The organism is Gilliamella sp. M0320, assembly GCF_016101635.1.
Classification (GTDB): domain Bacteria; phylum Pseudomonadota; class Gammaproteobacteria; order Enterobacterales; family Orbaceae; genus Gilliamella; species Gilliamella apis.
In genome coordinates, this window is sequence record NZ_JACFQD010000005.1 from 194762 (window position 1) to 221401 (window position 26640).

Here is a 26640-nt window from a genome sequence, read left to right on the forward strand (position 1 = left end):
ATGGTTGGTAAACGGTATCTCTATCGATGAAATAAACCAGAATAAATGATTATAGTCCTAATATCTCTTTAAGCGATTTTAAATATCGACGACTCACCGGCACAGCAACATCATTATTTAAAATAATATCAACACTACCTGCTTCATTAAAGCGAATCTCTTTTAACTTTTTTAAATTGACTAAATATTGTCGATGACAACGAATTAGTGAAGTTTTATCTTCTAAGGTTTTTAGCGTAAGCTCAGTGAAATATTCATTATTGTTTTGATTAAACACATAAATACCACTAACTTTAGATGAAATATAAAAAACATCATCATTAGATAGCAAATAGATTCGATTATGGCCAATACAAGGTATATATTTTAACTGTTGATCAATACCTGATAATTGATTTATATCAGCTACAGGACATTTTTTATGCAAACGGCTTAATGTTTTATTTAGCCTATCTTGTTCAATAGGTTTTAATAGATAATCAAAAGCTTGTTCTTCAAAAGCTTTTACAGCAAACTCGCTATAAGCAGTTAAAAAAACAATATGAGGCATAGTTTGTGGATCAAGCATTGATAACATTTCAAGACCATTTATCTTTGGCATTTGAATATCAAGAAAAACGACATCAGGTGCTAATCGATGAATTTCACGTATAGCATCCATGGCATTATTACATTCTGCGACAATATTAATTTGGCTATCGTTTTCTAGCAAACAACGTAAATTTTCGCGAGCAAGTAATTCATCATCAACAATAATCACATTTAACATTAAACTACGACATCCTCTAGCAAAGGCAAAGATAACATTACATTTGTGTATTCGTCTGGTTTACAGATTATCTTTATACCATAGTTTTCACCATAGCGGATCTTAATTCGTTTATCCACTAAATTAAGACCAAGTCCTTTATTATCTTTTTTATTTTCTCGATAATTACCTGCATTATCAATAACCTCTAAAATTAAAGTCTGGTCATTTGCATAGGCTCTAATCGTTACTTCTCCTTGACTAATTAATTGTGAAGTACCATGTTTAATAGCATTTTCAACAATTGGTTGTAATGAAAATGCTGGTAATTGCGCATATTCGAGTTGTTCAGGAATATCAAAATTTATACTTAACTGCTCCATAAACCGCATTTTTTCGATCTGTAGGTAAGCATTTACATGCTCTATTTCATCTTTTAACGTTACTATTTCATCAGTACGTTTTAAGTTTTTACGGAAAAAAGTTGATAAGTTTTGCACTAGTTGCGATGCTTGTTCTTTATCACGCCTAATAATAGCCAGTAAAGTATTTAAGGCATTAAATAAGAAGTGAGGATTTACTTGGGCATGTAATAGTTTAATCTCAGTTTTAGACAATAACTGTTTGTAGTACTCATTTTGCCCGGCCAATATTTGCGCAGATAATAAGCTAGCAATACCTTCACCTAAAGTTCTATTTATTGAGCTAAATAATGTATTTTTAGCTTCATAAAGTTTAATGGTGCCAACTACATTATTATTTTCACCACGAAGAGGAATAACCAGAGTTGCCCCTAAACGACAATTTTTATTGATTGAACATTGATAAGGTTGATGTGTACCGTCAAGATATTTAATATCATTTTGCTCAATCGCTTCTAAAGTAACATTTGAAGTAATTTTCGTACCTGGTAAGTGATGATCGTCACCAACTCCAATAAAAGCAAGAATTTTTTCCCGATCGGTTATTGATACAGCACCGATATCTAATTCTTGATAAATAATCTCTGCGACTTTGGTACTATTTTCTTGATTGAAACCTTCACGCAATAGACCTTCAGTACTCACTGCGATTTTAAGAGCTTTGGCCGAAAAAGCCGATGTATAGCGTTCGAAAATCGCCCGTCTATCTAGTAAAATTCGCATAAACATTGCAGCTCCAATACTATTGGCGACAATCATTGGTGCAGCAATGCTTCGCACTGCATGTAAAACAACATCAAAAGGTCTCGATATTAATAGTACTTGAATCATTTCTAATGATTCAACCAGAACACCTAATACCCCAACTAAAAAGGGATTATAAACTAAATCAATTCGGCCTTTTTTCATTAAAGTATAATGAAGTAATCCACTAATTAAACCAGTCAAGATAGTCGATAACATACAACTTTCAGCCGTAATACCACCTAATGTATAACGATGAATACCGCCAGTTAAACCAACTAAAAGCCCTACTACCGGACCACCAAGCAACCCGCCTAAAATAGCTCCAATAGCACGAGTATTGGCAATAGTATCTTCAATATGTAAACCAAAATAGCTACCCATAATGCAAAATAATGAAAAAATAAAATAACAGACTAATTTATGAGGTAAATGGATAGTGACTTGCATTAAAGGAATGACAATCGGGGTTTTACTCAACAAATAAGCTATAACCAAATATACGCACATCTGTTGTAAAAGCTGTAGTACAAGATCAAACTCAAACATAACAATAACCACGGCACAAAACCGCCGACCGAAGTCGACGGAGAATGCTAACTTTAATTATCAAGTAAAGTAAATGTTTGCTTATCTTTAGTTGTAGAATCAGCGCCTACAAACACATTAAATTTACCGGGTTCTGCAACATATTGCATTTTATCATTCCAGAATTTCAACATGTCATATTTGATAACAAATTTCACTTGACCTTTTTCGTGCGGTTTAAGAGTTATAGATTCAAAACCAATTAATTCTTTTACCGGTCGGCTTACTGATGCTGTCACATCTTGCAAATAGAACTGCACCACTTGTGAACCTTCTCTTTCACCAGTATTTTCCACATTAGCAATAACTTCAATTTCTCCATTTGGTGACATTTCAGTTTTTGATAATGAAAAATCAATAGTAAAATCAGTATAACTTAAGCCAAAACCAAATGGAAATAAAGGCTCATTAGGGCTATCAAAATAAGATGTTGTGTATTTACCCATATTAACCGTACCATGTGGTCGACCTGTTTTTAAATGGCTATAATAAACAGGAATTTGGCCAACATTATCAGGGAAAGACATCGGTAATTTAGCTGATGGATTATAGTCTCCAAACAGCACATCAGCCACAGCATTCCCCCCTTCAGTACCTAAAAACCACGTTTCAAGCATAGCATCAGCTTGCTGATATTCTTCTTTCACAGTAAGTGGACGGCCATTCATTAAAGCAATGATCAGTGGTTTACCAGTAGCTTTTAATGCTTTAATTAATCGTTTTTGACTAGCTTGAAGATTAAGATCGGTTCGGCTTGATGATTCATGTGCCATGCCTTGTGCTTCGCCAACAAAAACTACAACAACATCTGATTTTTTAGCTTGAGCAACAGCTTCGGCTATCATCTTATTAGCTGGTCGTTTATCAAATTTGCTGCTCTCACCATATAAATTTAAAAATTTATCAAGGTTAGGATCATCCGAAAGATTCGCACCCCATGCGTAACTCACTAACTTGGGATTTGCGATGGCATTTTTAATGCCTTCTAACGGTGTTACCGCTAAATTAGCACGCCCAGCACCTGACCAGCTACCTAAAATATCTCGTTTTGAATCAGCCAATGGTCCTATGACAGCTATTTTTTTATTTTTGTCTAACGGTAATAAATTATTTTCATTTTTTAACAATACAATACTACGACGAGCTACATCTCTGGCTTCAGTACGATGTAGGCGATCGTTAGCAAACATAGTCTCAATATCAAAATTAGGATCTAAATTTCGATGCGGATTTTTAAACAACCCCATATCATATTTAAGCTCTAACACATGGCGACAAGCTTGATTAATCAGATCTTCTGAGATAGCACCTTCATCAACCAATTCAGGTAAAAACTGTAAAAAGTATTCATCATTCATACTCACATCAATACCCGCTTTGATGGCAATACGTACCGCATCTTTTGCATCAGTTGCAACGCCGTGATTAATTAATTCACGAATAGCGCCATGGTCACTAACAACCACTCCATCAAAATGCCACTGATTACGTAATACATCAGTTAATAACCAATGATTAGCTGTAGCAGGAATACCATTTACACTAACAAGAGCAACCATAACCGCTCGGCTGCCGGCATCAATAGCCGCTTTATAAGGCACAAGATATTCTTGGAACATTTTGCGTTCACTCATATCGGTGCTGTTATATTCACGCCCAGCTTCAACCGCCCCATAAAGTGCGAAATGTTTAACTGTTGTGACTAATGATTTTTTATCAGCTAAGGATTGTTTTTGCATTTTTTCAACAAAAATTCGCCCAGCTTCTGAAGCTAAATAAGGGTCTTCTCCAAATCCTTCCGAAACTCGTCCCCATCTAGGATCACGGGTAATATCCACCATTGGCGCCCAAGTAACGTTAAGTCCATCAGACGTTGCTTCATCAGCTGATACCTCAGCCACTTTAGCGAAGGCATTACGATCCCAAGTTGCTGCTAAACCTAAATTAATTGGAAATACTGTACGATGGCCATGGACAATATCAAAACCAAAATAGACTGGAATTTTGTTTGGCGATTTTAAAGCTCTTTCCTGCATTCTGGATAGATCGGGTTCCACAACAGTATTAAAAATGCCACCGATTTCACCCGCTTCGATTTGATCAAGTACTTTGTCTAAGGTTAGATCACCGCCGACACTGATTAATCGCAATTGTCCCACTTTTTCTTTAATAGTCATTTTTGATAATAAGTTATCAATAAATACTTTCTTATCTTCATCATTGGGATTTTGTGCAAATAAAGGACATGAAAAAATAAAAAAAACAAAAAAGAAAACTAATTTTTTCAGCATAATAAGTATTGTTATAATATAAGAGGATAGACAAGGTGATAGAATAACGTATTTAGTTAAAAAAATCTCGTTATTTGAAATAATGCCTCACCAAAAATAAAAATAAAAGCACATATTATTAAAAATTTAGATGCAAAAAAGTGCTTTCCTCAATATTTTTAAAAGTTGATTCTGTGGATAAGCAAAAACATATTGCCGAAAAATTTTATCCAAATGTTGTCAAAAATAATGTCGGCAATAATAAAGATTGGAATGATTGATTAGTCGCGGAAATTAGTAAATTGAAATGGTTGACCTAACTCACCATTTTTAACTAGTGCCATAGTTGCTTGTAAATCATCACGTGATTTTCCAGTAACGCGAACTTGGTCACCTTGTACTTGCGCTTGTACTTTAATTTTACTATCTTTGATTAATTTAACTATTTTTTTAGCTAATTCTTTATCGATACCTTGTTTAAGCTTAACTGTAATACTATAAAACTTACCGCTATGTTCCATCTCTTCTGGAATTTCTAGCGCGCCACCATCAATACCACGCTTAGCTAACTTATCACGTAAAATATCCAGTAACTGTTGTACTTGGAAATCTGATTGGCTCGTCGCTTTGATAGTTTCATTTTTCTCATTAAGCTCAAATGATGCTTCGACATTTTTGAAATCCCAACGTGTTGCCAATTCGCGAGTCGCATTGTCGACCCCATTTTTGACTTCTGGCATTTGAATTTCTGACACAATATCAAAAGAAGGCATAAATTTTCCTCTTCTAATCGTTATAAGATATAACTTACTTTAAACAACTCATTTTATTGTTACCGTAACATTTACGGTAGCTTTAATAGATAGATTAATAAAATTAATCAATAGTACGAAGTAATTCGTTAATACCGACTTTACCTAATGTTTTAGCATCTACTTTTTTAACGATTACTGCACAATAAAGGCTGTATTTACCATCTTTAGTTGGTAAGTTACCTGATACCACCACAGAACCAGCCGGTACGCGACCATAGTGAACTTCACCAGTTGCACGATCATAAATTTTAGTACTTTGACCAATAAATACACCCATTGAGATAACGCTGCCCTCTTCGACAATCACACCTTCAACAATTTCACTACGGGCGCCGATAAAACAGTTATCTTCAATAATAGTTGGGTTTGCTTGTAACGGCTCTAATACACCACCAATTCCAACACCACCTGATAAGTGAACATTTTTACCAATTTGCGCACATGAACCAACGGTTACCCATGTATCAACCATAGTCCCCTCATCAACATAAGCACCGATGTTTACATATGAAGGCATTAATACTGTATTACGAGCTACATAAGCACCTTTGCGTGCAATTGCTGATGGAACTACGCGGAAACCTTCTTGTTGGAAACGCGCTTCATCATACCCAGCAAATTTCAACGGTACTTTGTCATAATAATTAGTTGCGCCACCATCAATAAGTTGATTTTCATTAATACGGAATGAAAGCAACACTGCTTTTTTTAACCATTGATGAGTTACCCAATCGCCATTAATCTTTTCTGCGACACGCATTTTACCGCTGTCTAATAAAGCGATACATTGGTTGATCGCATCACGCGTCACTGTATCAACATTTGAAGGAGTAATTTCAGCACGACGTTCAAATGCTGCCTCAATAATAGTTTGTAATTGTTGCATTTCTTGTTTCCTTTAACTTTAAGTCCGTTAGCAAATTTAATTGGCCTAACAGTATAATATAATATGCCACTATTTTTAAGTGGTTTATCGTATCATTAAGCTCTCTCAAAAAAAGTTAATTATTTGGAATGCCTTTCACAAAATCTTAGTAAAAGTTAATAGCGTGATTTTATTTAGATATAAAGTTTAATTCTCGTTAAATTTCTCAATAAAAAATAATGCAAAACAGCGGATTTTCTTTATTAGAGCTTTTATTTGTTATCAGTATTAGTGCTATTTTAGCCGCAATTGGTGTACAACATTGGCAAGAGTTACAACTGCGTAATGAACTAGCAACCACCACAAAACAGCTAGCCTATTTTTTAGAAGAGGCTCAAGCCAGAGCTTACAATACTAACGAAAACTATCACGTATATTATTTTTTTCAGCCTTGGTGTTTAAATATCAGCAAAGGGGAAAAACCAGCCACTTGCCAAGAAGGCACCACCTATTTTATGAAGCCTAACAATTCCGTTGAATTAAGTGATTTAACTGATAAAAAAGCTATCTCCTTTTGGGGCCGGAAAAATATGGCGCAAACAGGTACAATCGAATTACACAACGCCATTGGTACCACGCAAATTATCATTTCATATCGTGGACGAATTCGATTTTGTAAAAAGAATAGTTATTTGCCAGGACTACCTAGATGTTAAAACAAAATGGATTTTCATTATTTGAAATATTGTTGAGTATAGCTTTTTCTAGTCTAATTTTTATTGGTATCACCTCATTCTATAGTAAATTACAAACTATATTACTGGAGAAAAATCTACATATTCATTTAGAAAAGAATATCCATCAAGGGTTAGTTAGTATAACCAAAGATCTAAAACGTGCTGGTTTTATTGCCAATAGCCCCGAAAAAATGAAACAACATCCAATTGAAATCAATACTTCAAACAATTGTTATATTTTCCGTTATGATAGTGAGATTCGCAATGATTGGATTTATGATCGTAATACGCCAAGTAAATCAGACATTTTTGCTTATCGTTTCTACAAAAATAATTTGGAATATAAAGTTGGTTCAATAAGTTGTGAGGGTGTAAATTGGGAGAAAATATTCGATCCACATGACATTAAAATAACGCAATTTTCAATAAAACAGCAAAATAACTATTTTGTAATAAATATTGCTGCTCAATTAAAGAAGAACAAAAAAATAATCTATCAAACGGTAACCATTATCAAGAATGAAAATCCATTTTAATAAAAAAACAACACAGATAGATGGCTTTAGCACGCTAATAATGGTAATTATTTTAACCATAGTCGGACTCATTTTATTAACTGGTTTTCAAGCTATAGTTAATTCATTAAAAAAAAACTATTTAATTGAGATTCAATATTATCGCCAGTTTAACCTAGCGAGCTCTAGTTTAAATTGGGCAATTCAGCAGACCTGGCAACTTCCGACCGAAGAGTGGCAATGCTTATCTGATGCGCAATATCATTTAACAGCATGTATAAAAAAATCACGATTAAAAGTGGATAACTATACCTTAGTACGCGCCCAAGCTGATGACTATTATCTTTATATGTTAACGCATTTTGCAGATAATCACTTGATTATTGAAAAAGGACATTGGCTAGATTATTGTCCAGAAAAAAGGTTAGTTGATTGTGAATAGAAAAAACATAGCTGGATTTAGCTTAATTGAAGTCATGATATCATGCTTAATGTTTGCCATCATTATGCTAGGTTTTAGTGGTTATTTAACCGCAATTATTAGTCAACACCACTATTTCCAAAAACAGTTTAAAGCGGAGCAAATCGCCTTTGCTTTACTTGATAGTTATCCTCATACTGTACCGCAAATCATACCGAATAATTGGCAATATCAAATTTATAGCCAACCTTATAGTACATCTTGTCGGATAGTTTTTATTAATGTTACTCCTCCTAATCATAAAACAATTAAACAGCAACGTTTACTATGTGATTAATGTTCATTGCTAAAAATATATCACGCTGTTTATTTTCTATTTTTTCATTCCATGCTACGGCAATATCCCATCCCGTTTGCGCTAATTCTAGCGTGATGAGTTTCATTCCTTTAGATAAAAATAGCTATGCATGTTTGTTGATTGAATTTACCAAACAACAATCTTATTTTTTAGTATTATTGCTTATTTAATCTAGCAATCTTTAGTTTAAATGAAAAAAATAAAAATCAGCAACCATCAATTAAACAATGGTGCTTCTGATTAATTTTTATTAATGAAATAATTATGATCAGTCAGCTAACCAAGGATATAAAAGTTGCAATACTTGCTCTGTTTTTTCCGCATGAACATTATGGCCAGCACCGGCTACTGTTTCAATTTGCGCATTAGGAAATTGGCTAAAAATGGCAGGATAATCCTTATCAGTAATATAGTTAGAATTTCCTCCACGAATAAATAAAGTAGGAATATCACAAGCTGAAATAATTTGCCAATCACAAATATTGTCATACTGATTAATAATTACATCAGCATTAAATAGCCAACGCTCATGTTTAAAGGATTTGAGCAAAAATAAAATCGTTGGTTCACTTAAACCATGTTGTCTCATGACTTCAGCGATTTGCTTTCTATCAACTAATTGTTGAACAATGCATTGTGCCAATGCTTTTATGACCGGAGTATTAATTGTTTGAGTATATTTAACTGGCGCAATATCAATTACACAGATTTTAGTAATTTGTTGTGGAATTAATTGGCTTAGTTGCAAAGCAACTTTTCCCCCCATCGAATGACCAATTAAGATTAAGTTTTGTAATTGCAAATCATGGCAGAGTTCCACGATATCTTCCGCCATAGCTTGATAGTTCATGATATTTGACCATGGCGATTGGCCATGATTACGTAAATCAACTTGTATAGTTTGATAATTTGCAACGAGGTCTTTAGCTAGCATGTTTAAGTTATCTAAACTACCAAATAGCCCATGCATTAATAAAATCGGTTGTTTATTGCCTTGTAATTTATAATTTAATTTCATGTTTTAACTCTATTTATTGCAACTGACTCCAATAGCCAGTCATTGATGAACAATTCAATAACTCCTAAAAGCATAACTATGATAGAATTTAGTCTAAATTTTTCAATTAATATTAAGCCATATGTTTCAAAATAACCCATTACTCGCCCAACTTAAACAAGAATTATACGAACAAAAACCGCGTGTTGAAGGTATCGTCCGAGCGCACGAAAAAGGATTTGGTTTTTTAGATGTTGATAATAAAACCAATTATTTTATTCCGGTTGCCAAAATGAAGCAGCTTTGCCATGGAGATAAAGTATCGGGAACTATCATCAGCAATAATGATAAAGAGTCATTTGAACCTGAAACATTAATTGAAAGTAGCTTACAAAAATTTATTGGTAAAATCGGCTTTTTAGATCGCGCTATGGTGATTTATCCTGAAAATATGCCAACAAATTTTGCCATACGCTGTAAAGTTAATCCTCAAGTTGCGCAAAAATTAAAAGAAGGTGATTGGGTTGTTGCTACATTGCAATCACATCCATTAGAAAAAGATAAAAATCATTTTTCTGCTGAAGTAACCAAATTTATCGCCAGTTCTGATTCAATTTATCAATTATGGCTCAAAACTTTGGCGCGTTACGATTTAGAAGATAAAGCACCTCAAGAGGAAGCTTTCACAATATCTGAGTCTGAACAGGAAAATCGTCAAGAGTTAACTGATGTACCATTTTTCACGGTTGATAATGAAAATACCGAAGATATGGATGATGCCATTGCAATTTCTCAAGATGAAATTGGTAACTATCAGCTAATGATCGCCATCGCCGACCCTACCGCGTATATTCCTCAAGATAGTGAAGTCGATAATATCGCTAAAATTCGAAACTTCACCACTTATCTACCAGACTTTAATATTCCTATGTTATCAACACAGTTGGCGGACAATCTATGTTCATTAAAAGCCAATGAAAAACGACCAGCCATGGTTTGTAAAATTAACATTGATAAAAATGGTCAATTTGCTAATGATGATATTAGTTTCACTCCTGCATGGATTGAATCGAAAGCTAAACTTGCTTACAACAATGTTTCTGATTTCTTAGAAGGTCGAAGTGATTTAAATATCGATGATGCCACGATAAAAAAACAACTTAAATTACTATCAGAACTAGCAAAAGCACGTATAGATTGGCGACAACAAAATGCGTTAGTATTTAAAGCCAATAATGATTATCGATTCGTACTAGATGATAATCGCCAAGTAAAAAACATCATTAAAGAATTACGTGGTATTGGTAATAACATTGTTGAAGAAGTGATGATTATTGCCAATTTAGCTCTAACTATGTATTTGCAAGAAAAAGTAGGCACTGGGGTGTTTAATACCCATTCAGGTTTTGATAGCAAATACATTGAACAGATCTTAAAAATATTAGCCGATAATGGCATCACTGATTTCGATAAAGAATCACTAATGACATTTGCAGGATATGTCAAATTACGTCGATTAATTGATGATAATGACTTCCTATCGGCAAGGTTAAGAAAATTCCAAACTCCAGCTGATTTTTCATTAACACCAGAACCACACTTTGGCTTAGGATTTACAGCTTATGCAACCTGGACATCACCAATTCGCAAATATGGTGATATGATAAACCATCGTTTACTTAAAGCTTCGCTTAAAGAGCAACCATTCATTGCGCCAACTTCAGAACAACTACAAAGTATGTCTGATCGTCGAAAAAAATTACGTTTAGCTGAACGTGATATCGCCGAAAATCTTTATAGCCAATACCTAACCAATAAACAAGGAAAACGCTTTAATGCTGAAATAATTGATATTAACCGAGGTGGTGCTCGAGTCCGATTGACCGAGATAGGGGCATTCGCATTTTTACCTCTCTCCATGATTCATAACGTTCGTGATGAAATAACCTTAAATCTTGATGAGGGTTCAATTAAAATTAAAGATGAGCTTGTACTTAAACTAGCTGATACAATATCAGTTGTACTCCAACAGGTTAAAACTGAAAACAACTCGATTATTGTAAAAATCGATGAAAATAAATAAAGATTATCTTATCAATTTAACCTTTTTCACACTAATTATTTAACCCTGATAATAATCAGGGTTAATCTAAATACAATTAATGATATTTTTAATATTTAACCTCTTTTTTTTATTAAAAATATCTGCTATCTTTCACCGCTTAAAAATAATAATTAGCGCGAGATAAAAACAATTTAGGAGAGGGAAATGATATCAATTCACGGTCATGAAGTACTACAGATGATGGATGGAAACGATTATACCGAATCATCTTTACTTAATGCTATCAATGAAAAGTTTGGTACCGAAGCTAGATTTCATACCTGTTCTAACTCCGATATGAATGCCGAGCAGCTTATTGCTTTTTTAAAAGCAAAAGGAAAATTTAAGCCAGCTTTAACCGATGATTCACAATTTACTGTTGATATAAAAAAAATGTGCCGACATTAAACAAAATCAGCAAAAGAATATTTAGTGCGTTTTTTACTAAATTAATGTAATCATCTAGTGTTTTTAAAAGAATAAGAGTATATAATTTCGCGTTACGACTTCACTAGAAAGTGTTAAGTTGCTCAACCTGAATTTTCAACTCAAGAATATGTTCATGGAATTTGATATATGAAAATAAGTAATATCCTTACATGTGCCATTGTCTTTATTCTTGCCACAGGCTGTGTAAAAAACAATATGTCTAAAACAAAAAATAATGGCAAAAATATTGAAGTCGATTCGTTAGCAATATTACAAGAACAAACAGAACAAAATAATCCGTTTGTATCTAATGCCAAAAATCAATTACTTCAATTAGTTGGCGATAAACAGTTTGACAGTTATATAAAAAAACACGGTATTTTAGACTGTAAAGATGACAGTAACGAATCTTCCTGTGTGTTAAATTTTTATCTTAACGAATTTTATAAGTTAAAATATGATATTCAACTCAAAAAAGTGATTGAAGAAAATCAAGCCGAACATAAAATTGAGTTAAAGAAAATTAATCCAACCGACAATAATCTAAACAATTACTGTCAATGGTCAGCAGATTTTGTTGCAGCAGTTTACAGCAAAGATACAGAAAATATAACTAATCGCTATCAACCATTATTTAGAATGTCAGAACAAGATTTGGCTGCATTACAAACTAAAATTCTCAAAGATAATTACTCGCATTTTTTAATTGATGAAAATCCAAGTATTCTTGACGAAATGAAAACCGATTATCTTGAAAATTGTTTAAGTAGTCCTAAAGACAATATTATCAATTACATTAATATTTTTAGATAATACTTAAGTGAGTCTTTTTTATGTACAATTTATTACCTATTAGTCGATTTAGTAAAACATTAACTTGTAAGATGTTATGCATAGCATCGATATCTTGTTTGAGTTTTTCTTCATGGGCTTTTACTTTTAATGATGTAGTGGCAAAAGCAGAAAAATTATCAAAAAAGTCTTATGTCCAACCATCTAAAAATATTCCTAGTGAGCTATCTTCACTACAATTTGCTGATTATCAAAAAATTTCTTTTAAACATGATAAAGCTTATTGGAATGATCGTAAGAGTCGTTTTAAACTTGAGTTTTATCATGAAGGTATGTATTTCGACACGCCGGTTAAAATTAACGAAATTGTAAATAATCAAGTTAATGAAATAAAATACAATCCAGATTATTTTGACTTGAGCAAACTCAATTTAGATAATTTAAACACCAAAAATCTTGGTTTTGCCGGTTTTAAAGTTCATTATCCAATTAATAAACCAACGAAAACCGATGATGAAATATTTACTGCGCTTGGTGGTAGTTACTTCCGTGCCGTTGGTAAAGATCAACGTTATGGCCTTTCTGCAAGGGGGCTTGCCATCGATACAGGTGAAATGTCAGGAGAGGAATTTCCTCGATTTAAAGAATATTGGATTGAACGTCCAGACCCAAACCAAAAGCATTTAGTCATTTATGCATTACTCGACTCTCAAAGTGTGACAGGTGCTTATAAAATTACTTTAGTACCAAGTATTGATACAACAGTCACAGTAGAAGCTAAAGTATTTTTCCGTGATTCAGTTAAAAAATTAGGTATTGCGCCATTAACTAGTATGTTCTTATATGGTCCAAATCAACCTTCACCACTACTTAATTATCGTCCAGCAATGCATGACTCAAACGGGTTATCTATTTTGGCCAATAATAACGAGTGGATTTGGCGCCCTTTAAACAATCCAAAACGTTTATCGTTTTCATCATATAGTTTAGAAAATCCGAAAGGCTTTGGCCTAATCCAACGAGATAAAGGTTTTGATGATTATCAAGATTTAGATGACCATTACGAACTAAGACCAAGTGTTTGGGTTGAAATCTTAAATGATTGGCAAAAAGGACGAGTTGAACTTGTCGAAATTCCAACTGCAGATGAAACAAATGATAATATTGTTTCCTTCTGGGTTCCGGAAAAACAGTACAAAAGTGGTGATCAACTTACTTTTAAATATCGATTACACTACACACTAAACGAACAAAATCGCTATCCAGCTAACGTTGCTAGAGCTGAAAGTACTCGTTTATCGCTAGGTGATATCAAACAAGCTAATTTAATTCGTAAACTTGATGGTTCTAATGCTTATGTTATTGATTTTACTGGTCCTCAGTTATCAGACAAAAAGCCTGTTAAAGTTATTTCAAGCATTAATAACGGATCAATTGTTAGTTGCGACACTCAATACAATTCAGTGACTAAAGGTTGGCGTGTTATTATACGGTTTAACGTTGAAGATAACAAAAAAGCAACCGATCTGCGAGTTCAGCTCGCTTCTCAAACGGGTGAAGTTTTGTCCGAAACATGGAGCGGACAATATCCTGCTCAATAATTATAATAATCAGCCAATAATATGAAAAAAGATTACTTTGAAAATCTTCCTGACGCCGAAATTTGGCGTCAGAAATCGGAAAACAATAACTCACTTGTCAATGATGTCGAATTCTTAAAATATCGATTGAATCAAGTCGGCAATACTGAATATTTTAATGAAACAAGACAACAACAACCTAGTTATCCCAAAGTTGAACGTGTATCAGTACAACCACAAATTTGGGATGAACACTATACAGCTAAATCAAAACCACGTGTAAATATTATCGCACTTATTCGTCGTTTAATTATGTTTGCGCTTATTGCCGTGCAAACTTACTATGGTACGACTTATTTATCATCACTTTTGCCGTATCAAAGCTGGCAAAAGATTAGTTTTATGGCAAATTGGGAAATCAATCCGGAACTGGCTATCTATAGTATCATCCCTTATATCATACAAGGTTTTGTTATTGGTCTCTTCGCTATATTATTTTGTTGGATTTCAATCGGTTTTTGGACCAGTATCATGGGCCTTATTTTAGCGGTGATAAAAAAAGACCGTTATACCATTGCTATTCCTAACGATCCTGCATCCCATATTGACGCAAAACATCGTACGGCATTAGTCATGCCTATTTGTAATGAAGATGTTTCACGAGTATTCGCAGGACTTGAAGCTACCTATGAATCACTGGTTGAAACGGGACATGCTCAATGTTGTGATTTTTATATTCTTAGCGACACGAACGATCCTGATTTGTATGTTAATGAATTAAAGGCTTGGGCTGATTTTAATGCTAAAAAAGCAGATAATGGTTGTAATATTTTCTATCGTCATCGTAAACGTCGTGTGAAACGTAAAAGCGGTAATATTGATGACTTTTGTCGTCGCTGGGGACATCAATATGAGTACATGATGATTCTTGATGCTGATAGTATTATGACTGGCGATTGTATCTTAAAAATGGTTGCCATGATGGAAATGAATCCGACAGCAGGTATATTACAATCACCACCAAAATCAGTCAGAATGACAACCTTATACGGCCGTATTCAACAATTTGCCAATCAAATTTATAGCGATATTTTTTGCTCAGGTACTCACTTCTGGCAACTAAGTGAAGCCCAATATTGGGGTCACAATGCTATGATTCGCCTCAAACCATTTATTGAACACTGTATTTTATCACCATTGCAAAAACGTAAAGGCCCGATTCATATCTTATCGCATGATCTGGTTGAAGCAACTTTAATGCGCCGAGCTGGTTATGGCGTATGGATTGCGTATGATATGAATGGTAGCTATGAAGAGTTACCAGGAAACATGATAGAAGATCTCAAACGAGATAATCGTTGGTGTATGGGTAATCTGATCAATCTTCGCTTAATATTCAAAAGTGGCATTACTTTAACCCACCGAGTTATGTTTTTAACCAGTGGTATGGCTTATATTTCATCATTATTGTGGTTGATATTTTTAATTTTCTCCACACTATTATTATTAGTGTTCAATATTTCTGAACCACAATATTTTTTCCAACCCAACCAATTTTACCCAACCTGGCCAAGGTGGGATGAACAATTAGCTATTCAACTACTTTCAACTACGATGGTATTGTTGTTTGCACCTAAATTATTTAGCTACGGAATTATTATAGCCAGAACAGGGGCAAAAGATGTAGGCGGGATATTTAAACTAACCTTATCAATTCTTATTGAAATGGTGTGGTCAATGATCCTTGCACCAATCCGTATGATCTTCCATAGCAAATTCGTTGTTAAAGCATGGCTTGGTAGCAAAATCCAATGGAAGTCACCATCACGAAGTGATGATGCCTTAACTTGGGGGGAATCATTCTATTTTTGTTGGCCTTTATCATTATTAGGGATTGTGTGGTTATGCGTGATTATTTGGTTAAATCCACAATTTACCTATTGGTATATCGCAATTTTAATCCCATTAACTATTTCACCACTGGTAATTCGCGTTTCTGGATTATCTAGTATTGGTATGAAAGCTAAAAAAGCGGGGTTATTTTTAACTCCTGAAGAAACCCACCCTTCACGTGCAGTAAAACTTACTGGTGACTATTTAACGCAAACTGAAGCTGCTTTTATAGAACATGGCTTTGTTATGGCACTTGTCGATCCTATTTATAATGCGTTAGCCTGTGCATTATCGACTTCTCGTCATTTACCTAATACAAAAAATCAGCAATTGCGCCAACAACTGATTGAGCACTATCAGCAAGTGGATTTAGAAAAAATCAGTAAAGAACAACAATTAGCAATTTTAGAAGACCCAATTATTCTTTCTGCACTTCATTGTCACATCTGGCATCAGCAAGAAAAATACGACAATTTGTTCTCATTATGGCAAAATGAACGCCAGCAATAAGAGATAGGGCTTAATGCCCTATTTCTTCTTTTAGTAATTAATCAAAATCCATGGATATTTTTTATGACTTGGCAACCTACTGCATCAATTAATAATTTACTTAAGCGCGCTAAAATTGTATCTCAAGTAAGACAGTTTTTCGCTGATCGCTGTATATTAGAAGTCGAGACGCCAACCTTAAGCCAATATGCAGTAACAGATGTGCATCTTAGCTCATTTCATACCTTATTTTTAAAACCTGGTGAAACCAATGAACAACAAGGACAAAAAATGTCATTAATCACCAGCCCTGAATATCATATGAAGCGTTTATTAGCGGCTGGCAGTGGCCCTATTTATCAAATCTGTAAATGTTTTCGTAATCATGAAGAAGTGAGTCGCTATCATAACCCTGAATTTACTATGCTAGAGTGGTATCGCATCCAATTTGATATGATGCAAATGATTAATGAGGTAGACGATCTATTACAAAACGTTCTAGATTGCGAACCAGCCGAGCGTATCTCCTATCAAAAAGCATTTCAACGTCATCTAAATATTGACCCATTGGAAGCTGATCAAGCAAGCCTAATTGATGCGATTAAAAAGCTTAATATCGAGCTTAATACTGATGATTATGATCGAGACACTTTATTACAATGCTTATTTAGTTTTGGCGTCGAACCTCATATTGGTCAAGAAAAGCCCGTTGCAGTATATAATTTTCCAGCATCTCAAGCAGCATTAGCAGCGATCAGTCCGGAAGACCATCGAGTCGCCAGCCGTTTTGAGTTTTATTATAAAGGGATAGAACTAGCTAATGGATTTAAAGAGTTAACCAATCCACAAGAACAAAAGATGCGTTTTGAACAAAATAATATTGATCGGGCAAATCAAAACTTACCACCACAAAATATTGATATTGAGTTAATTGCGGCTATGGAAGCAGGTTTGCCTGATTGTGCCGGTGTTGCCGTAGGACTTGACCGCTTAATTATGTTAGCACTTGATGCCATGAATTTAGATGATGTCATTTCATTCACTTTTGCAAGGGCTTGATCATGTTTGGAAGTTTAGACTTAAGTGAATGGATAGCGATAATAATTGCTATTATCGCCATTGCTTTATTAATCGCTTTATTAAAAACTCAATTTAGAGCCAATAATCTACATGCCTTATTTGATTTACAACTGAATCAGAAAAAACAAGAAAATCAGGTTTTAACCACTCAAATAACACAGTTGGAACAAGAGTTAAATCAATACCAACAACAAAATATCGCCCAAAATATCAAAATTAGCGAATTGCAAACACGTTTAGAAGAGACGATGAATGCCGCTCACCAACGGCAAACCATCCTTGAACAAAGTGAGCAACGTTTAACAACTCAGTTCGAAAATTTGGCTAATCGAATTTTTGAGCAAAGTGGTAAAAAGATTGAGCAACAAAATAAACAAAGTTTAGATTTTCTACTTTCACCACTAAAACAACAACTAGAAGGCTTTCAAAAGCAGGTTCAAGACAGCTTTGGACAAGAAGCCAAAGAGCGTCATACTCTCACCCATGAAATCCGCAATTTGCAACAGCTTAATGAATTAATGACTAAGGAAGCTACTAATTTAACTAATGCACTAAAAGGCAATAACAAAACTCAAGGTAATTGGGGAGAGTTCATTCTTAGTCAAATTTTGGATAACTCAGGACTCCGCTTAGGACATGAATATCACACTCAGGTTAATTTAACCAATGAAAATAATCAACGATTACAACCAGATGTAATTGTTCATTTACCTCAAGGCGGTGATGTTGTCATTGATTCAAAAGTTACTTTAGTTGCCTATGAACGTTATTTTAACAGCGATGATGATGATATTAGAACTAAGGCTATTGCCGATCATTTAGCTTCAGTACGTAATCATCTAAAACAGCTTAGCCAAAAAGATTATCACAAACTAATTGGTATCAATTCATTAGATTATGTATTAATGTTTATTCCAGTTGAACCAGCATTTTTGTCAGCAATTGATCAAGATCCGTCATTAATTAATGATGCTTTAAAAAATAATATTATGATTGTTAGTCCAACAACCTTATTGGTAGCGTTAAGAACTATTCATAATTTATGGCGATTTGAATACCAAAATCGTAATGCCGAACTTATTGCTGATAGAGCAAGTAAACTATATGATAAAGTTCGCGGTTTTATTGAGGATATGGAAAACCTAGGTAACTGTTTAGATAAAGCACAACAGACCTATCAAAATTCAATGAACAAACTATCTAAAGGACGAGGTAATGTTATTGGTCAAATAGAACGATTCAGAGAATTAGGAATTGAAGTTAAAAAACCGATCAATCCTGATATAGCCCAACTATCAGTTGATGAACTTGAACGTGAACAAGAAGATTATCCATCTTACCATGATACCCAATAAAACTAATCGCAACTCATTGGTTAATGATGTTTTAATTAATGTAATAATTTAACTTAAATATCTTAATTCACCATCAGAAAAAATACGTGTATACTCATTTAACACAAAGGGGGACGATATGGCAAAAAAACAAGATAAAGAAGCAAGTTTTGAAGAAACTATCCAACAACTTGAAGCAATTGTCACTCAACTTGAAAATGGTGATTTACCATTAGATGAAGCTTTAAATGAGTTTGAAAAAGGCATCAAATTAGCCCGTTCTGGTCAAAAACAACTTAATGAGGCTGAACAACGCATCCAAATTTTGTTATCTGAAAATAGTGATGCTCAATTATCTGAATTTTCAATTGATAATAATGAATAGCACAAAACCATTACAAGAACGTATTGATAATTATTTAACAACATATATTTCGCAATTTGCCCCTTCAAACTTGCAACAGGCGATGAGCTATAGTCTGCTTGCCGGAGGCAAACGAATCCGTCCTATTCTAGTTTATCTAACTGGGCAGATGTTTAATTGTCCTTTAGATAAACTTGATCCTATTGCAGCTGCTATCGAATCAATGCATACTTATTCTCTAATTCATGATGATCTACCTGCCATGGATAATGACAACCTCAGGCGAGGAAAACCTACTTGTCATATTCAATTTGGTCAAGCAGAAGCCATTCTTGCTGGCGATGCCTTACAATCACTAGCTTTCAGTTTATTATGCGAAAATCAACATATTGATAATCAAAGTAAAATTAATATGATTAGCGAACTCGCTAACGCCAGTGGACTTGCAGGTATGTGCTTAGGTCAATCACTTGATTTGCAAGCAGAACATCAAAAGGTAACCCTTGAACATTTACAAAATATCCATAATTATAAAACCGGTGCTTTAATTCAAGCAGCAGTTAGGCTTGGAGCTTATGCTAGTGGTGAGGTAGCCAAACCCTATTATCAAATCTTAGATGACTATGCTCAAGCTATTGGATTAGCATTTCAAATTCAAGATGACATTTTAGATGTTATTGGTGAACAAGAACTAATGGGCAAACCACAGGGCTCAGATATTGCACTTGAAAAAAGTACTTATCCGGCATTAGTTGGCTTACAAAATGCAATTGAAATGACAAACACATTATATCGGCAAGCTATCGATAGTCTGCGGCAAATACCTTATAATAGCCAACCATTACAAGATCTTGCTGGTTTTATTATTAATCGAAATAGTTAACCTAATAACTAGATGATAAAAATGAATTTAGATAAATTTCCTTTATTAAAGCAAATCAATTTTCCCACGGATCTTAAACGTTATCCGCTATCACAATTGCCAGAGATTTGTCAGGAATTACGACAATTTTTATTAGATAGTGTTAGTCAATCTAGTGGTCATTTAGCTTCAGGTTTAGGTGTAGTCGAATTAACCGTCGCTTTACATTACGTCTATAACACACCATTTGATAAAGTTATATGGGATGTAGGGCATCAAGCTTATCCGCATAAAATCCTTACTGGTCGACGAGCTCAGATGCTAACCATTCGCCAAAAAGGTGGATTGCACCCTTTTCCTCATCGTCATGAAAGTGCATACGATGTGTTAACTACTGGCCATTCATCAACATCTATTAGTGCCGCGCTAGGTATTGCTATTGCTGAACAACAAAAGCAATCAGGACAAAAAGTAGCAGCAATTATTGGTGATGGTGCATTAACCGCAGGTATGGCATTTGAAGCAATGAATCACGCAGGTCATATAAAACCTGATATGTTAGTCATTGTTAATGATAACGATATGTCGATTTCTGAAAACACCGGCGCACTTAATCAGCATTTAGCGCAAATTTTATCAAGTAAAGCTTATACCTCTTTTCGTGAAAGTGGTAAAAAAGTCCTTTCGAATATTCCGCCATTAAAAGAATTATTCAAAAAAACCGAAGAACATTTAAAAGGATTAGTTACTCCAGCCATTTTATTTGAAGAATTAGGCTTCAATTACATTGGCCCAGTAGATGGTCATGATGTCGAAACACTTGTAGCTACCTTGCAAAATGTGAGGCAGTTAAAAGGACCACAACTACTGCACATTATTACTCAAAAAGGTAAAGGCTATGGCCCTGCCGAACAAAACCCAACTTTATGGCATGGTGTTCCCAAATTTAATCCTAATGAAGGAACTTTACCGATTTCAAAGAAAGTTGCACCAACCTATTCCAAAATATTCGGTGATTGGCTGTGTGAGATAGCTGAAAATGATAAACGTTTAATGGCAATTACTCCTGCCATGAGCGAAGGCTCTGGTATGACTGAATTTGCAAAACGCTATCCCAAACAATTTTTCGATGTAGCCATTGCTGAGCAGCATGCGGTAACATTAGCCGCAGGCTTTGCTATTAGTGAATTAAAACCGGTAGTAGCTATCTATTCTACTTTTTTGCAACGTGCATATGATCAAGTGATCCATGATATTGCTATCCAAAATTTACCTGTCCTGTTTGCTATAGATAGAGCAGGCATTGTTGGAGCTGATGGTGAAACCCATCAAGGTGCTTTCGATTTAAGTTTTCTACGCTGTATTCCTAATCTTGTTATTATGACTCCGAGTGATGAAAACGAATGTCGACAAATGCTTTATACAGGTTATTTACATAATGGCCCATCAGCGGTACGTTATCCTCGTGGTGAAGGATGTGGTGCTAGCTTACAACCACTCTCTCCAATACCATTGGGACAATCGAAATACTGTCGAGAAGGTGAAAATATTGCTTTACTCAATTTTGGCACATTATTACCTGAAGCTTTACAAGCAGCTGATCAAATAAATGCTACAGTGATAGATATGCGTTTTGTAAAACCACTAGATGAAAAAGTCCTTTTGCACATTAGTCAAAGCCATAATATACTTGTCACCATTGAGGAGAACAGTATCAAAGGTGGGGCTGGAAGCGCCGTCAATGAATTTTTGTTATCGAAAAAAATAAAATGTGATATTTTAAACATCGGATTGCCTGATGTGTTTATTCCACAAGGATCGCAACAAGAAATGCGTGATGAAGTTGGATTAAACGCCAAACATATAATCGACAAAATTAATACATTTATAAAACTATAGGTTAAATATGGAAACTCAAGCTGTCACGGTTCAGATTTTTGGGCGAACGTTAAAGTTTAATTGCCCAGTCGAAGAAGTTGACGCACTCACAAATGCGGCTAAAGATTTAGATGCACGCTTAACAAACTTACGAGAAAAATCACCACAAGTTGGTAGTGATCAACTAATCATGACTGCTGCGCTAAATATATCTTATGAACTAACGAAAGAGAAAGAAAAAAGCGACGAGTTCGCTAATAGATTAAAAATGCTACAGCAGTTACTTGATTCCGCTTTAAATACCAACAATTAGTTAGCTTTAACGTAAATATTCAACAAAGACTATTGTATGATTTTCTAAATTTTGTATTATATTAATTATCTCTGAGATGTTCGGGATAAGGGTTAGTCCCCTGAGCCGATATTCTTTAATTTAGAGTGGTGTGATTTTTAATTGGTGAGTATGCCTAATTTAATTAGGAAACCTAAAAATTAAAACATGCTATTCACCTTGAACCTTGGGTTCAAGGGTTACGACCCTAACGACATCTTGGAGTGATTCTTTCTTCTCTTTTTCAATAGATAACTAATGAATATTCGGCAAGCGATACGTCAAAAAAGACGTGAATTATCTCCACAACAACGCAATAATGCGCAGCGAATTATTTATCAAAAAATTGAAACTCATCCAGCTTTAAATCAAGCTAAAAACATCGCTATTTTTTTGTCATTTGATGGGGAAGTCGATACAAAACCGATTATTGAATATTTATGGCAACAAAACAAATCGGTCTATTTACCGGTACCGATAGCTGAACAGCAACTACTCTTTTTAAATTACTCGCCGAATACACCATTGATAAAAAATAAATTCGGCATTTTAGAACCAGCAATCAATGAAACCAGTAGCATAACGATAGAGCAACTTGATATTGTCTTTACCCCACTGGTGGCTTTTGACGAGCGCGGTTATCGCATGGGGATGGGTGGAGGCTATTATGACCGAGCATTAGCCAATTACCAAAAGCAGCAAATCTTACCGATTGGGCTCGCATTTGCCTGCCAAAAATTGGCCAAGATTGATAATCAACCTTGGGATATTAAATTGCCAGAAATAATTTATGCTTAAAGGCTAAAGGTAATTCGTCCTCTATATTTCATTAGGTGATAATCTTTTTCAATTTATTCAATAAATCAGCATAATTTACTTTACTAAAATCATCTACATTCATTTCAAACAATGTCCCTAATGCAAATTTATCATATTGTCTATCATGGCAAATTTGATAAAACTTTTCTTTGGTTATCAAATCATCGGCAAGATTACGATCAGCTAATTCGTCACCATAATGATAGTGGGTCATAATATGCGATAAATGACGTTCTAAAGAGCGATCACGCTTATATCGGCGTTGCCAAAGAATATCAAAATTAGCCACCAAGCGAATGGTTATTACCTGATAATGGTAGCGATTAGCAAAATCGTTTAACTGATTTTTTTGCTTATCGCTAAATGGATATTCCGAAATAATGATCTTCTTGCCAGCATCCATATACCACTGCAACACCCCGTAATAAAAATGCCAAACTTTTTGTTCTAAGACATTTTTCTCAGCAAGTGAATTAAACCCAACGGAGTCGGCATACAACTCCTTTGCTTCATCGGGCGTCAACAGCAAACTGTTGGTGAATTGTTGCTGCAATAGATGGATCAAATATGTTTTTCCGGTACAAGGACAACCAGCAAGTAAGATCAGATATTTGGGCATATAAGATTACCTTAGTTAATACGTTGATTAACATTGAGAAACAAACTCATTTTATGTTTGACAATATCTTTAACTGCTTGATTAGCAGGAATCACATTATGCCTTAGCGACTTATTAACTTCAGTTTGAGCAAACTGATCTTTAGCAACTTGTGTCCAATTAACTAACAACTCAGTACCGACATTGAATTTACGAATGCCGTTGTTAATCAGCTCAGGGTAATCTTCCTCCTTCACACCGGTACCACCGTGAATAACTAATGGAATATCAACCATTGCATGAATCTCTTTAAGTAACGGAATATTGACTTCAGTTTTCGATTTAAACTGACCGTGATTAGTCCCGATTGCTACCGCTAAAGCATCAATTCCCGTGGCCTGTACAAAGGCCAAAGCATCACTAGGTCTAGTGTAAACTTTATCGTTAACTTCAACGTGAATGCCCTCTTCGGTGCCACCAATAGTGCCAAGCTCGCCTTCTACCGACACACCTCGAGCATGGGCATATTCAACCACAGCTCGAGTTTTTAGTATATTCTCTTTAAACGGTAAAGATGAACCATCAAACATTACCGAGGTAAACCCACTATCAATCGCCTGTTTGATATCATCAAAATTTTTAGCATGATCAAGGTGCAAAACCGCATCGACAATTTCTTCATCAGCGATGGCTTTTATGGTATTGACCAAGACTTTAAAACCAATATAACGAGCGGTATCAACACTTGTTTGGATAATAATCGGTGCGCCAACCTCTTTCGCCGCTCGAAGCATATCGGGTAGCATTTCTAAATTATGCGTGTTAAATGCGCCAACAGTAAAATTAAGTTTAGTCGCTAATTCGGTTACCGCTTTAAGTGTAGTGTACATAACTTTTTCCTTTAATTTCGTTGAATTGTAGCTAATTTGGCAATATTGCGCATTTCATCCATTTTATTCATCCAAAAGTCGATATCGGTAATTGATCCTGATTTTGCTGCCTCTGCACGTTTATGGTTATACAAACTCATTAGGATTTTATATCCTTCACCAATTGATCTCTTTTGTTGCATGCTGGTTTCTAAATACTCCATAGCCAAATCAACACGCCTTAACTGGTTATACAGTATTCCTATTTGTTCATTACAACTGGCCAATAATTGAACATTATCGGTATGGGTAAGTTGTTGTTTGAGTTCATTAATCTGATGTTCAATTTGAGCAATCTCATCAGCTGTAAGCTCTCTTAGAGTTGATGGTTCTATTTGAACAGATGGTTTATTCTTTTTAAAAAAGTTAAACATGGTCACCTCTTAATTAAAAATTCTTCAATAATGGGCTCAAAATCCAAGCATAAAGCAAGGCCACCGTAACGGTATCCACATCAGTCGCTGTGGCATTAACAAATCCCATTTGATTAAAGATAGTGACTAACAGCGCGGGTAATAAAGTGATAAATATGCCATGAGCTATTCCACCAATTAAAGCGCCACGACGTCCACCTACGGCATTACCAAAGATCCCCGCGGTACCACCAGCAAAAAAGTTAGTTAGCATGCCAGGAAGAATCATCGCAAGGCCAAAGAAAGGTAAAGTTAACATCGCAATTACCGTACCAATAGTGGTCGTAATAAAACCAAGAATAACAGCATTAGGGCTATAGGGGAAAAACACTGGACAATCAAGCGCAGGTATTGCATTAGGAACAATCTTCATGGCGATCCCTCTAAAAGCTGGCACGATTTCACCCAGTAATAACCTAACTCCGGCTAATAACACATAAATACCAACTACAAATATGATTGCTTGAGTAAATGCATAAATGATATAGTTTTGACCGCCAGATAGTGTCGAAGCATATTCTTCACCCGCAAAAAGCACGGTGATAATATATAAAGGCAGCATTACCACCATAACTGATAAATAGGTATCTTGTAAAAACTCAAACGATTTTGGTAATTTTATATCTTCAATTGAGCGTTTATTTTCCCCTTTCTCACCAACAACATAAGCAACACCCGCCTCGAACAGATAACCAATAGTACAAAAATGCCCAAGTGCGATATCATTCGAACCAGTAACTTTACGAATAATAGGTTGAGCAATCGCTGGCATAAAGACGGCAAAAAGTGCACCAATAACACCACCGACTAAAATCAAGCTCACACCTGAAAGACCAGCGAAACTACCAAACACGGTTGTCATGGTTGCCATCCAAAGAATAGCCTGGCCAGTTAAAAAGATATATTTAAAACGCGTAAAACGGGCAATTAAAATATTAAAAATAAATATCATTAAAAAGGTTAAGGCAATATCTCTACCCAAACCTAATTGATTCATGGCTTGACCATTGATTGCCTCAATGGAAGGAATAATGCCTTGCATATCAAAGCCAGCTGTAAAAATTTGACCAAAATAACTCAAACTACCAACAATAATACTTGATCCGGCATTGAGCACCTGAAAACCAAGTAGAGTTTTTAGCGTTCCTGATATAGTTTGCCCTACCGATTTTTTTTGCAGAATAAGACCAAGCATAGCAATTAAACTAATTGTGATAGATGCTTGAGTTAGAATATTATCAATAATGAAGTTAATTACGTTCATA

27 protein-coding genes and 1 other RNA gene are annotated in these 26640 nt (G+C 34.8%); 17 read left to right on the forward strand and 11 right to left on the reverse strand.

Translation table 11 applies throughout. From position 1 onward, the window contains the following. Nucleotides 1-49: 49 nt before the first annotated feature. From btsR to dapD, 5 genes are all read right to left on the reverse strand, one after another. Nucleotides 50-769 (reverse strand): two-component system response regulator BtsR, encoded by a 720-nt coding sequence (gene btsR / locus H3T83_RS08060; protein WP_065614083.1) that lies wholly within the window; start codon nucleotides 767-769, stop codon nucleotides 50-52. After that, nucleotides 769-2463: a sensor histidine kinase gene (locus tag H3T83_RS08065; RefSeq protein ID WP_065650958.1), complete on the reverse strand. Its 1695-nt coding sequence runs from the start codon at nucleotides 2461-2463 to the stop codon at nucleotides 769-771. The genes btsR and H3T83_RS08065 overlap by 1 nt, the downstream gene beginning before the upstream one ends. A gap of 53 nt (nucleotides 2464-2516) precedes the next feature. After that, nucleotides 2517-4793 carry a beta-glucosidase BglX gene (bglX, locus tag H3T83_RS08070; protein WP_110453662.1) on the reverse strand — a complete coding sequence of 759 codons (2277 nt, stop codon included), beginning with the start codon at nucleotides 4791-4793 and terminating at the stop codon, nucleotides 2517-2519. Nucleotides 4794-5053: 260 nt separating this feature from the next. Continuing rightward, entirely contained in the window at nucleotides 5054-5545 is a 492-nt protein-coding gene (locus tag H3T83_RS08075) for a YajQ family cyclic di-GMP-binding protein (protein ID WP_034903574.1), read from the reverse strand. 103 nt (nucleotides 5546-5648) lie between these two features. Then, nucleotides 5649-6473, reverse strand: a complete 825-nt coding sequence (gene dapD, locus H3T83_RS08080) for a 2,3,4,5-tetrahydropyridine-2,6-dicarboxylate N-succinyltransferase (RefSeq protein ID WP_198215508.1) — start codon at nucleotides 6471-6473, stop codon at nucleotides 5649-5651. A 218-nt stretch (nucleotides 6474-6691) separates the two neighbouring features. On the opposite strand from dapD, the gene H3T83_RS08085 reads away from it, so the two are divergent. Genes H3T83_RS08085 through H3T83_RS08100 form a run of 4 tightly spaced genes read left to right on the forward strand, consistent with a single transcriptional unit; the run spans nucleotide 6692 to nucleotide 8462 of the window. Next, a complete protein-coding gene (locus tag H3T83_RS08085) occupies nucleotides 6692-7168 on the forward strand; it encodes a prepilin-type N-terminal cleavage/methylation domain-containing protein (RefSeq protein WP_198215509.1) in 477 nt (158 codons plus the stop codon). After that, the gene (locus tag H3T83_RS08090; RefSeq protein ID WP_086365094.1) at nucleotides 7162-7725 is read left to right on the forward strand and encodes a prepilin peptidase-dependent protein; all 564 of its coding nucleotides are present in this window, start codon (nucleotides 7162-7164) and stop codon (nucleotides 7723-7725) included. Before H3T83_RS08085 ends, H3T83_RS08090 begins: the two co-directional genes overlap by 7 nt. A gap of 40 nt (nucleotides 7726-7765) precedes the next feature. Continuing rightward, nucleotides 7766-8146, forward strand: a complete 381-nt coding sequence (locus H3T83_RS08095) for a DUF2509 family protein (RefSeq protein WP_165754933.1) — start codon at nucleotides 7766-7768, stop codon at nucleotides 8144-8146. Continuing rightward, nucleotides 8139-8462, forward strand: a complete 324-nt coding sequence (locus H3T83_RS08100) for a prepilin-type N-terminal cleavage/methylation domain-containing protein (protein ID WP_198215510.1) — start codon at nucleotides 8139-8141, stop codon at nucleotides 8460-8462. The genes H3T83_RS08095 and H3T83_RS08100 overlap by 8 nt, the downstream gene beginning before the upstream one ends. Here the strand turns inward: H3T83_RS08100 and H3T83_RS11455 are convergent. After that, a complete protein-coding gene (locus H3T83_RS11455) occupies nucleotides 8434-8568 on the reverse strand; it encodes a hypothetical protein (RefSeq protein WP_255518727.1) in 135 nt (44 codons plus the stop codon). The two genes, H3T83_RS08100 and H3T83_RS11455, sit on opposite strands and share 29 nt — an antisense overlap. Nucleotides 8569-8751: 183 nt before the next feature. Continuing rightward, nucleotides 8752-9501 carry an alpha/beta fold hydrolase gene (locus H3T83_RS08105; RefSeq protein WP_198215511.1) on the reverse strand — a complete coding sequence of 250 codons (750 nt, stop codon included), beginning with the start codon at nucleotides 9499-9501 and terminating at the stop codon, nucleotides 8752-8754. Nucleotides 9502-9622: 121 nt separating this feature from the next. Here H3T83_RS08105 and H3T83_RS08110 point away from each other — a divergent pair, with 121 nt between their 5' ends. The 13 genes from H3T83_RS08110 (at nucleotide 9623) to H3T83_RS08170 (ending at nucleotide 23414) form a co-directional block, all read left to right on the forward strand. Further along, nucleotides 9623-11563, forward strand: a complete 1941-nt coding sequence (locus tag H3T83_RS08110) for an exoribonuclease II (protein ID WP_198215512.1) — start codon at nucleotides 9623-9625, stop codon at nucleotides 11561-11563. A gap of 186 nt (nucleotides 11564-11749) precedes the next feature. Continuing rightward, nucleotides 11750-11992, forward strand: a complete 243-nt coding sequence (locus H3T83_RS08115) for a YecH family metal-binding protein (protein ID WP_065578465.1) — start codon at nucleotides 11750-11752, stop codon at nucleotides 11990-11992. A 168-nt stretch (nucleotides 11993-12160) separates the two neighbouring features. Then, on the forward strand, nucleotides 12161-12826 hold the full coding sequence (locus tag H3T83_RS08120) for a hypothetical protein (RefSeq protein ID WP_086320990.1): 666 nt from the start codon (nucleotides 12161-12163) through the stop codon (nucleotides 12824-12826). Nucleotides 12827-12897: 71 nt separating this feature from the next. Continuing rightward, nucleotides 12898-14406, forward strand: coding sequence for a glucan biosynthesis protein G (locus H3T83_RS08125; RefSeq protein ID WP_065578513.1), 1509 nt, complete (start codon nucleotides 12898-12900; stop codon nucleotides 14404-14406). 21 nt (nucleotides 14407-14427) lie between these two features. Further along, on the forward strand, nucleotides 14428-16788 hold the full coding sequence (gene mdoH, locus H3T83_RS08130) for a glucans biosynthesis glucosyltransferase MdoH (RefSeq protein WP_198215513.1): 2361 nt from the start codon (nucleotides 14428-14430) through the stop codon (nucleotides 16786-16788). Nucleotides 16789-16851: 63 nt separating this feature from the next. Then, nucleotides 16852-17826 (forward strand): elongation factor P--(R)-beta-lysine ligase, encoded by a 975-nt coding sequence (epmA, locus tag H3T83_RS08135; RefSeq protein ID WP_065650967.1) that lies wholly within the window; start codon nucleotides 16852-16854, stop codon nucleotides 17824-17826. Between the two features lie 2 nt (nucleotides 17827-17828). Next, nucleotides 17829-19202 carry a DNA recombination protein RmuC gene (gene rmuC / locus H3T83_RS08140; RefSeq protein WP_198215514.1) on the forward strand — a complete coding sequence of 458 codons (1374 nt, stop codon included), beginning with the start codon at nucleotides 17829-17831 and terminating at the stop codon, nucleotides 19200-19202. A 118-nt stretch (nucleotides 19203-19320) separates the two neighbouring features. After that, nucleotides 19321-19566, forward strand: a complete 246-nt coding sequence (gene xseB, locus H3T83_RS08145; protein WP_065578470.1) for an exodeoxyribonuclease VII small subunit — start codon at nucleotides 19321-19323, stop codon at nucleotides 19564-19566. Then, nucleotides 19559-20428, forward strand: coding sequence for a (2E,6E)-farnesyl diphosphate synthase (ispA, locus tag H3T83_RS08150; protein ID WP_086361517.1), 870 nt, complete (start codon nucleotides 19559-19561; stop codon nucleotides 20426-20428). The genes xseB and ispA overlap by 8 nt, the downstream gene beginning before the upstream one ends. Before the next feature lie 12 nt (nucleotides 20429-20440). After that, nucleotides 20441-22306: a 1-deoxy-D-xylulose-5-phosphate synthase gene (dxs, locus tag H3T83_RS08155; RefSeq protein WP_232351140.1), complete on the forward strand. Its 1866-nt coding sequence runs from the start codon at nucleotides 20441-20443 to the stop codon at nucleotides 22304-22306. A 7-nt stretch (nucleotides 22307-22313) separates the two neighbouring features. Beyond that, entirely contained in the window at nucleotides 22314-22598 is a 285-nt protein-coding gene (zapA, locus tag H3T83_RS08160) for a cell division protein ZapA (protein ID WP_034903801.1), read from the forward strand. A 65-nt stretch (nucleotides 22599-22663) separates the two neighbouring features. Next, a non-coding RNA gene (ssrS, locus tag H3T83_RS08165) (6S RNA) lies at nucleotides 22664-22846 on the forward strand. 28 nt (nucleotides 22847-22874) lie between these two features. Further along, nucleotides 22875-23414, forward strand: a complete 540-nt coding sequence (locus H3T83_RS08170) for a 5-formyltetrahydrofolate cyclo-ligase (protein ID WP_086354071.1) — start codon at nucleotides 22875-22877, stop codon at nucleotides 23412-23414. 31 nt (nucleotides 23415-23445) lie between these two features. On the opposite strand, the gene H3T83_RS08175 is transcribed toward H3T83_RS08170, so the two are convergent. Genes H3T83_RS08175 through H3T83_RS08190 form a run of 4 tightly spaced genes read right to left on the reverse strand, consistent with a single transcriptional unit; the run spans nucleotide 23446 to nucleotide 26639 of the window. Continuing rightward, nucleotides 23446-24054 (reverse strand): zeta toxin family protein, encoded by a 609-nt coding sequence (locus H3T83_RS08175; RefSeq protein ID WP_110453670.1) that lies wholly within the window; start codon nucleotides 24052-24054, stop codon nucleotides 23446-23448. Between the two features lie 11 nt (nucleotides 24055-24065). After that, nucleotides 24066-24923 (reverse strand): class II fructose-bisphosphate aldolase, encoded by an 858-nt coding sequence (locus H3T83_RS08180; RefSeq protein ID WP_065578474.1) that lies wholly within the window; start codon nucleotides 24921-24923, stop codon nucleotides 24066-24068. An 11-nt stretch (nucleotides 24924-24934) separates the two neighbouring features. Continuing rightward, nucleotides 24935-25336 carry a hypothetical protein gene (locus H3T83_RS08185; RefSeq protein WP_198215515.1) on the reverse strand — a complete coding sequence of 134 codons (402 nt, stop codon included), beginning with the start codon at nucleotides 25334-25336 and terminating at the stop codon, nucleotides 24935-24937. Nucleotides 25337-25349: 13 nt separating this feature from the next. Further along, nucleotides 25350-26639, reverse strand: a complete 1290-nt coding sequence (locus tag H3T83_RS08190; protein ID WP_086320981.1) for a PTS sugar transporter subunit IIC — start codon at nucleotides 26637-26639, stop codon at nucleotides 25350-25352. Nucleotide 26640: the final 1 nt, after the last annotated feature.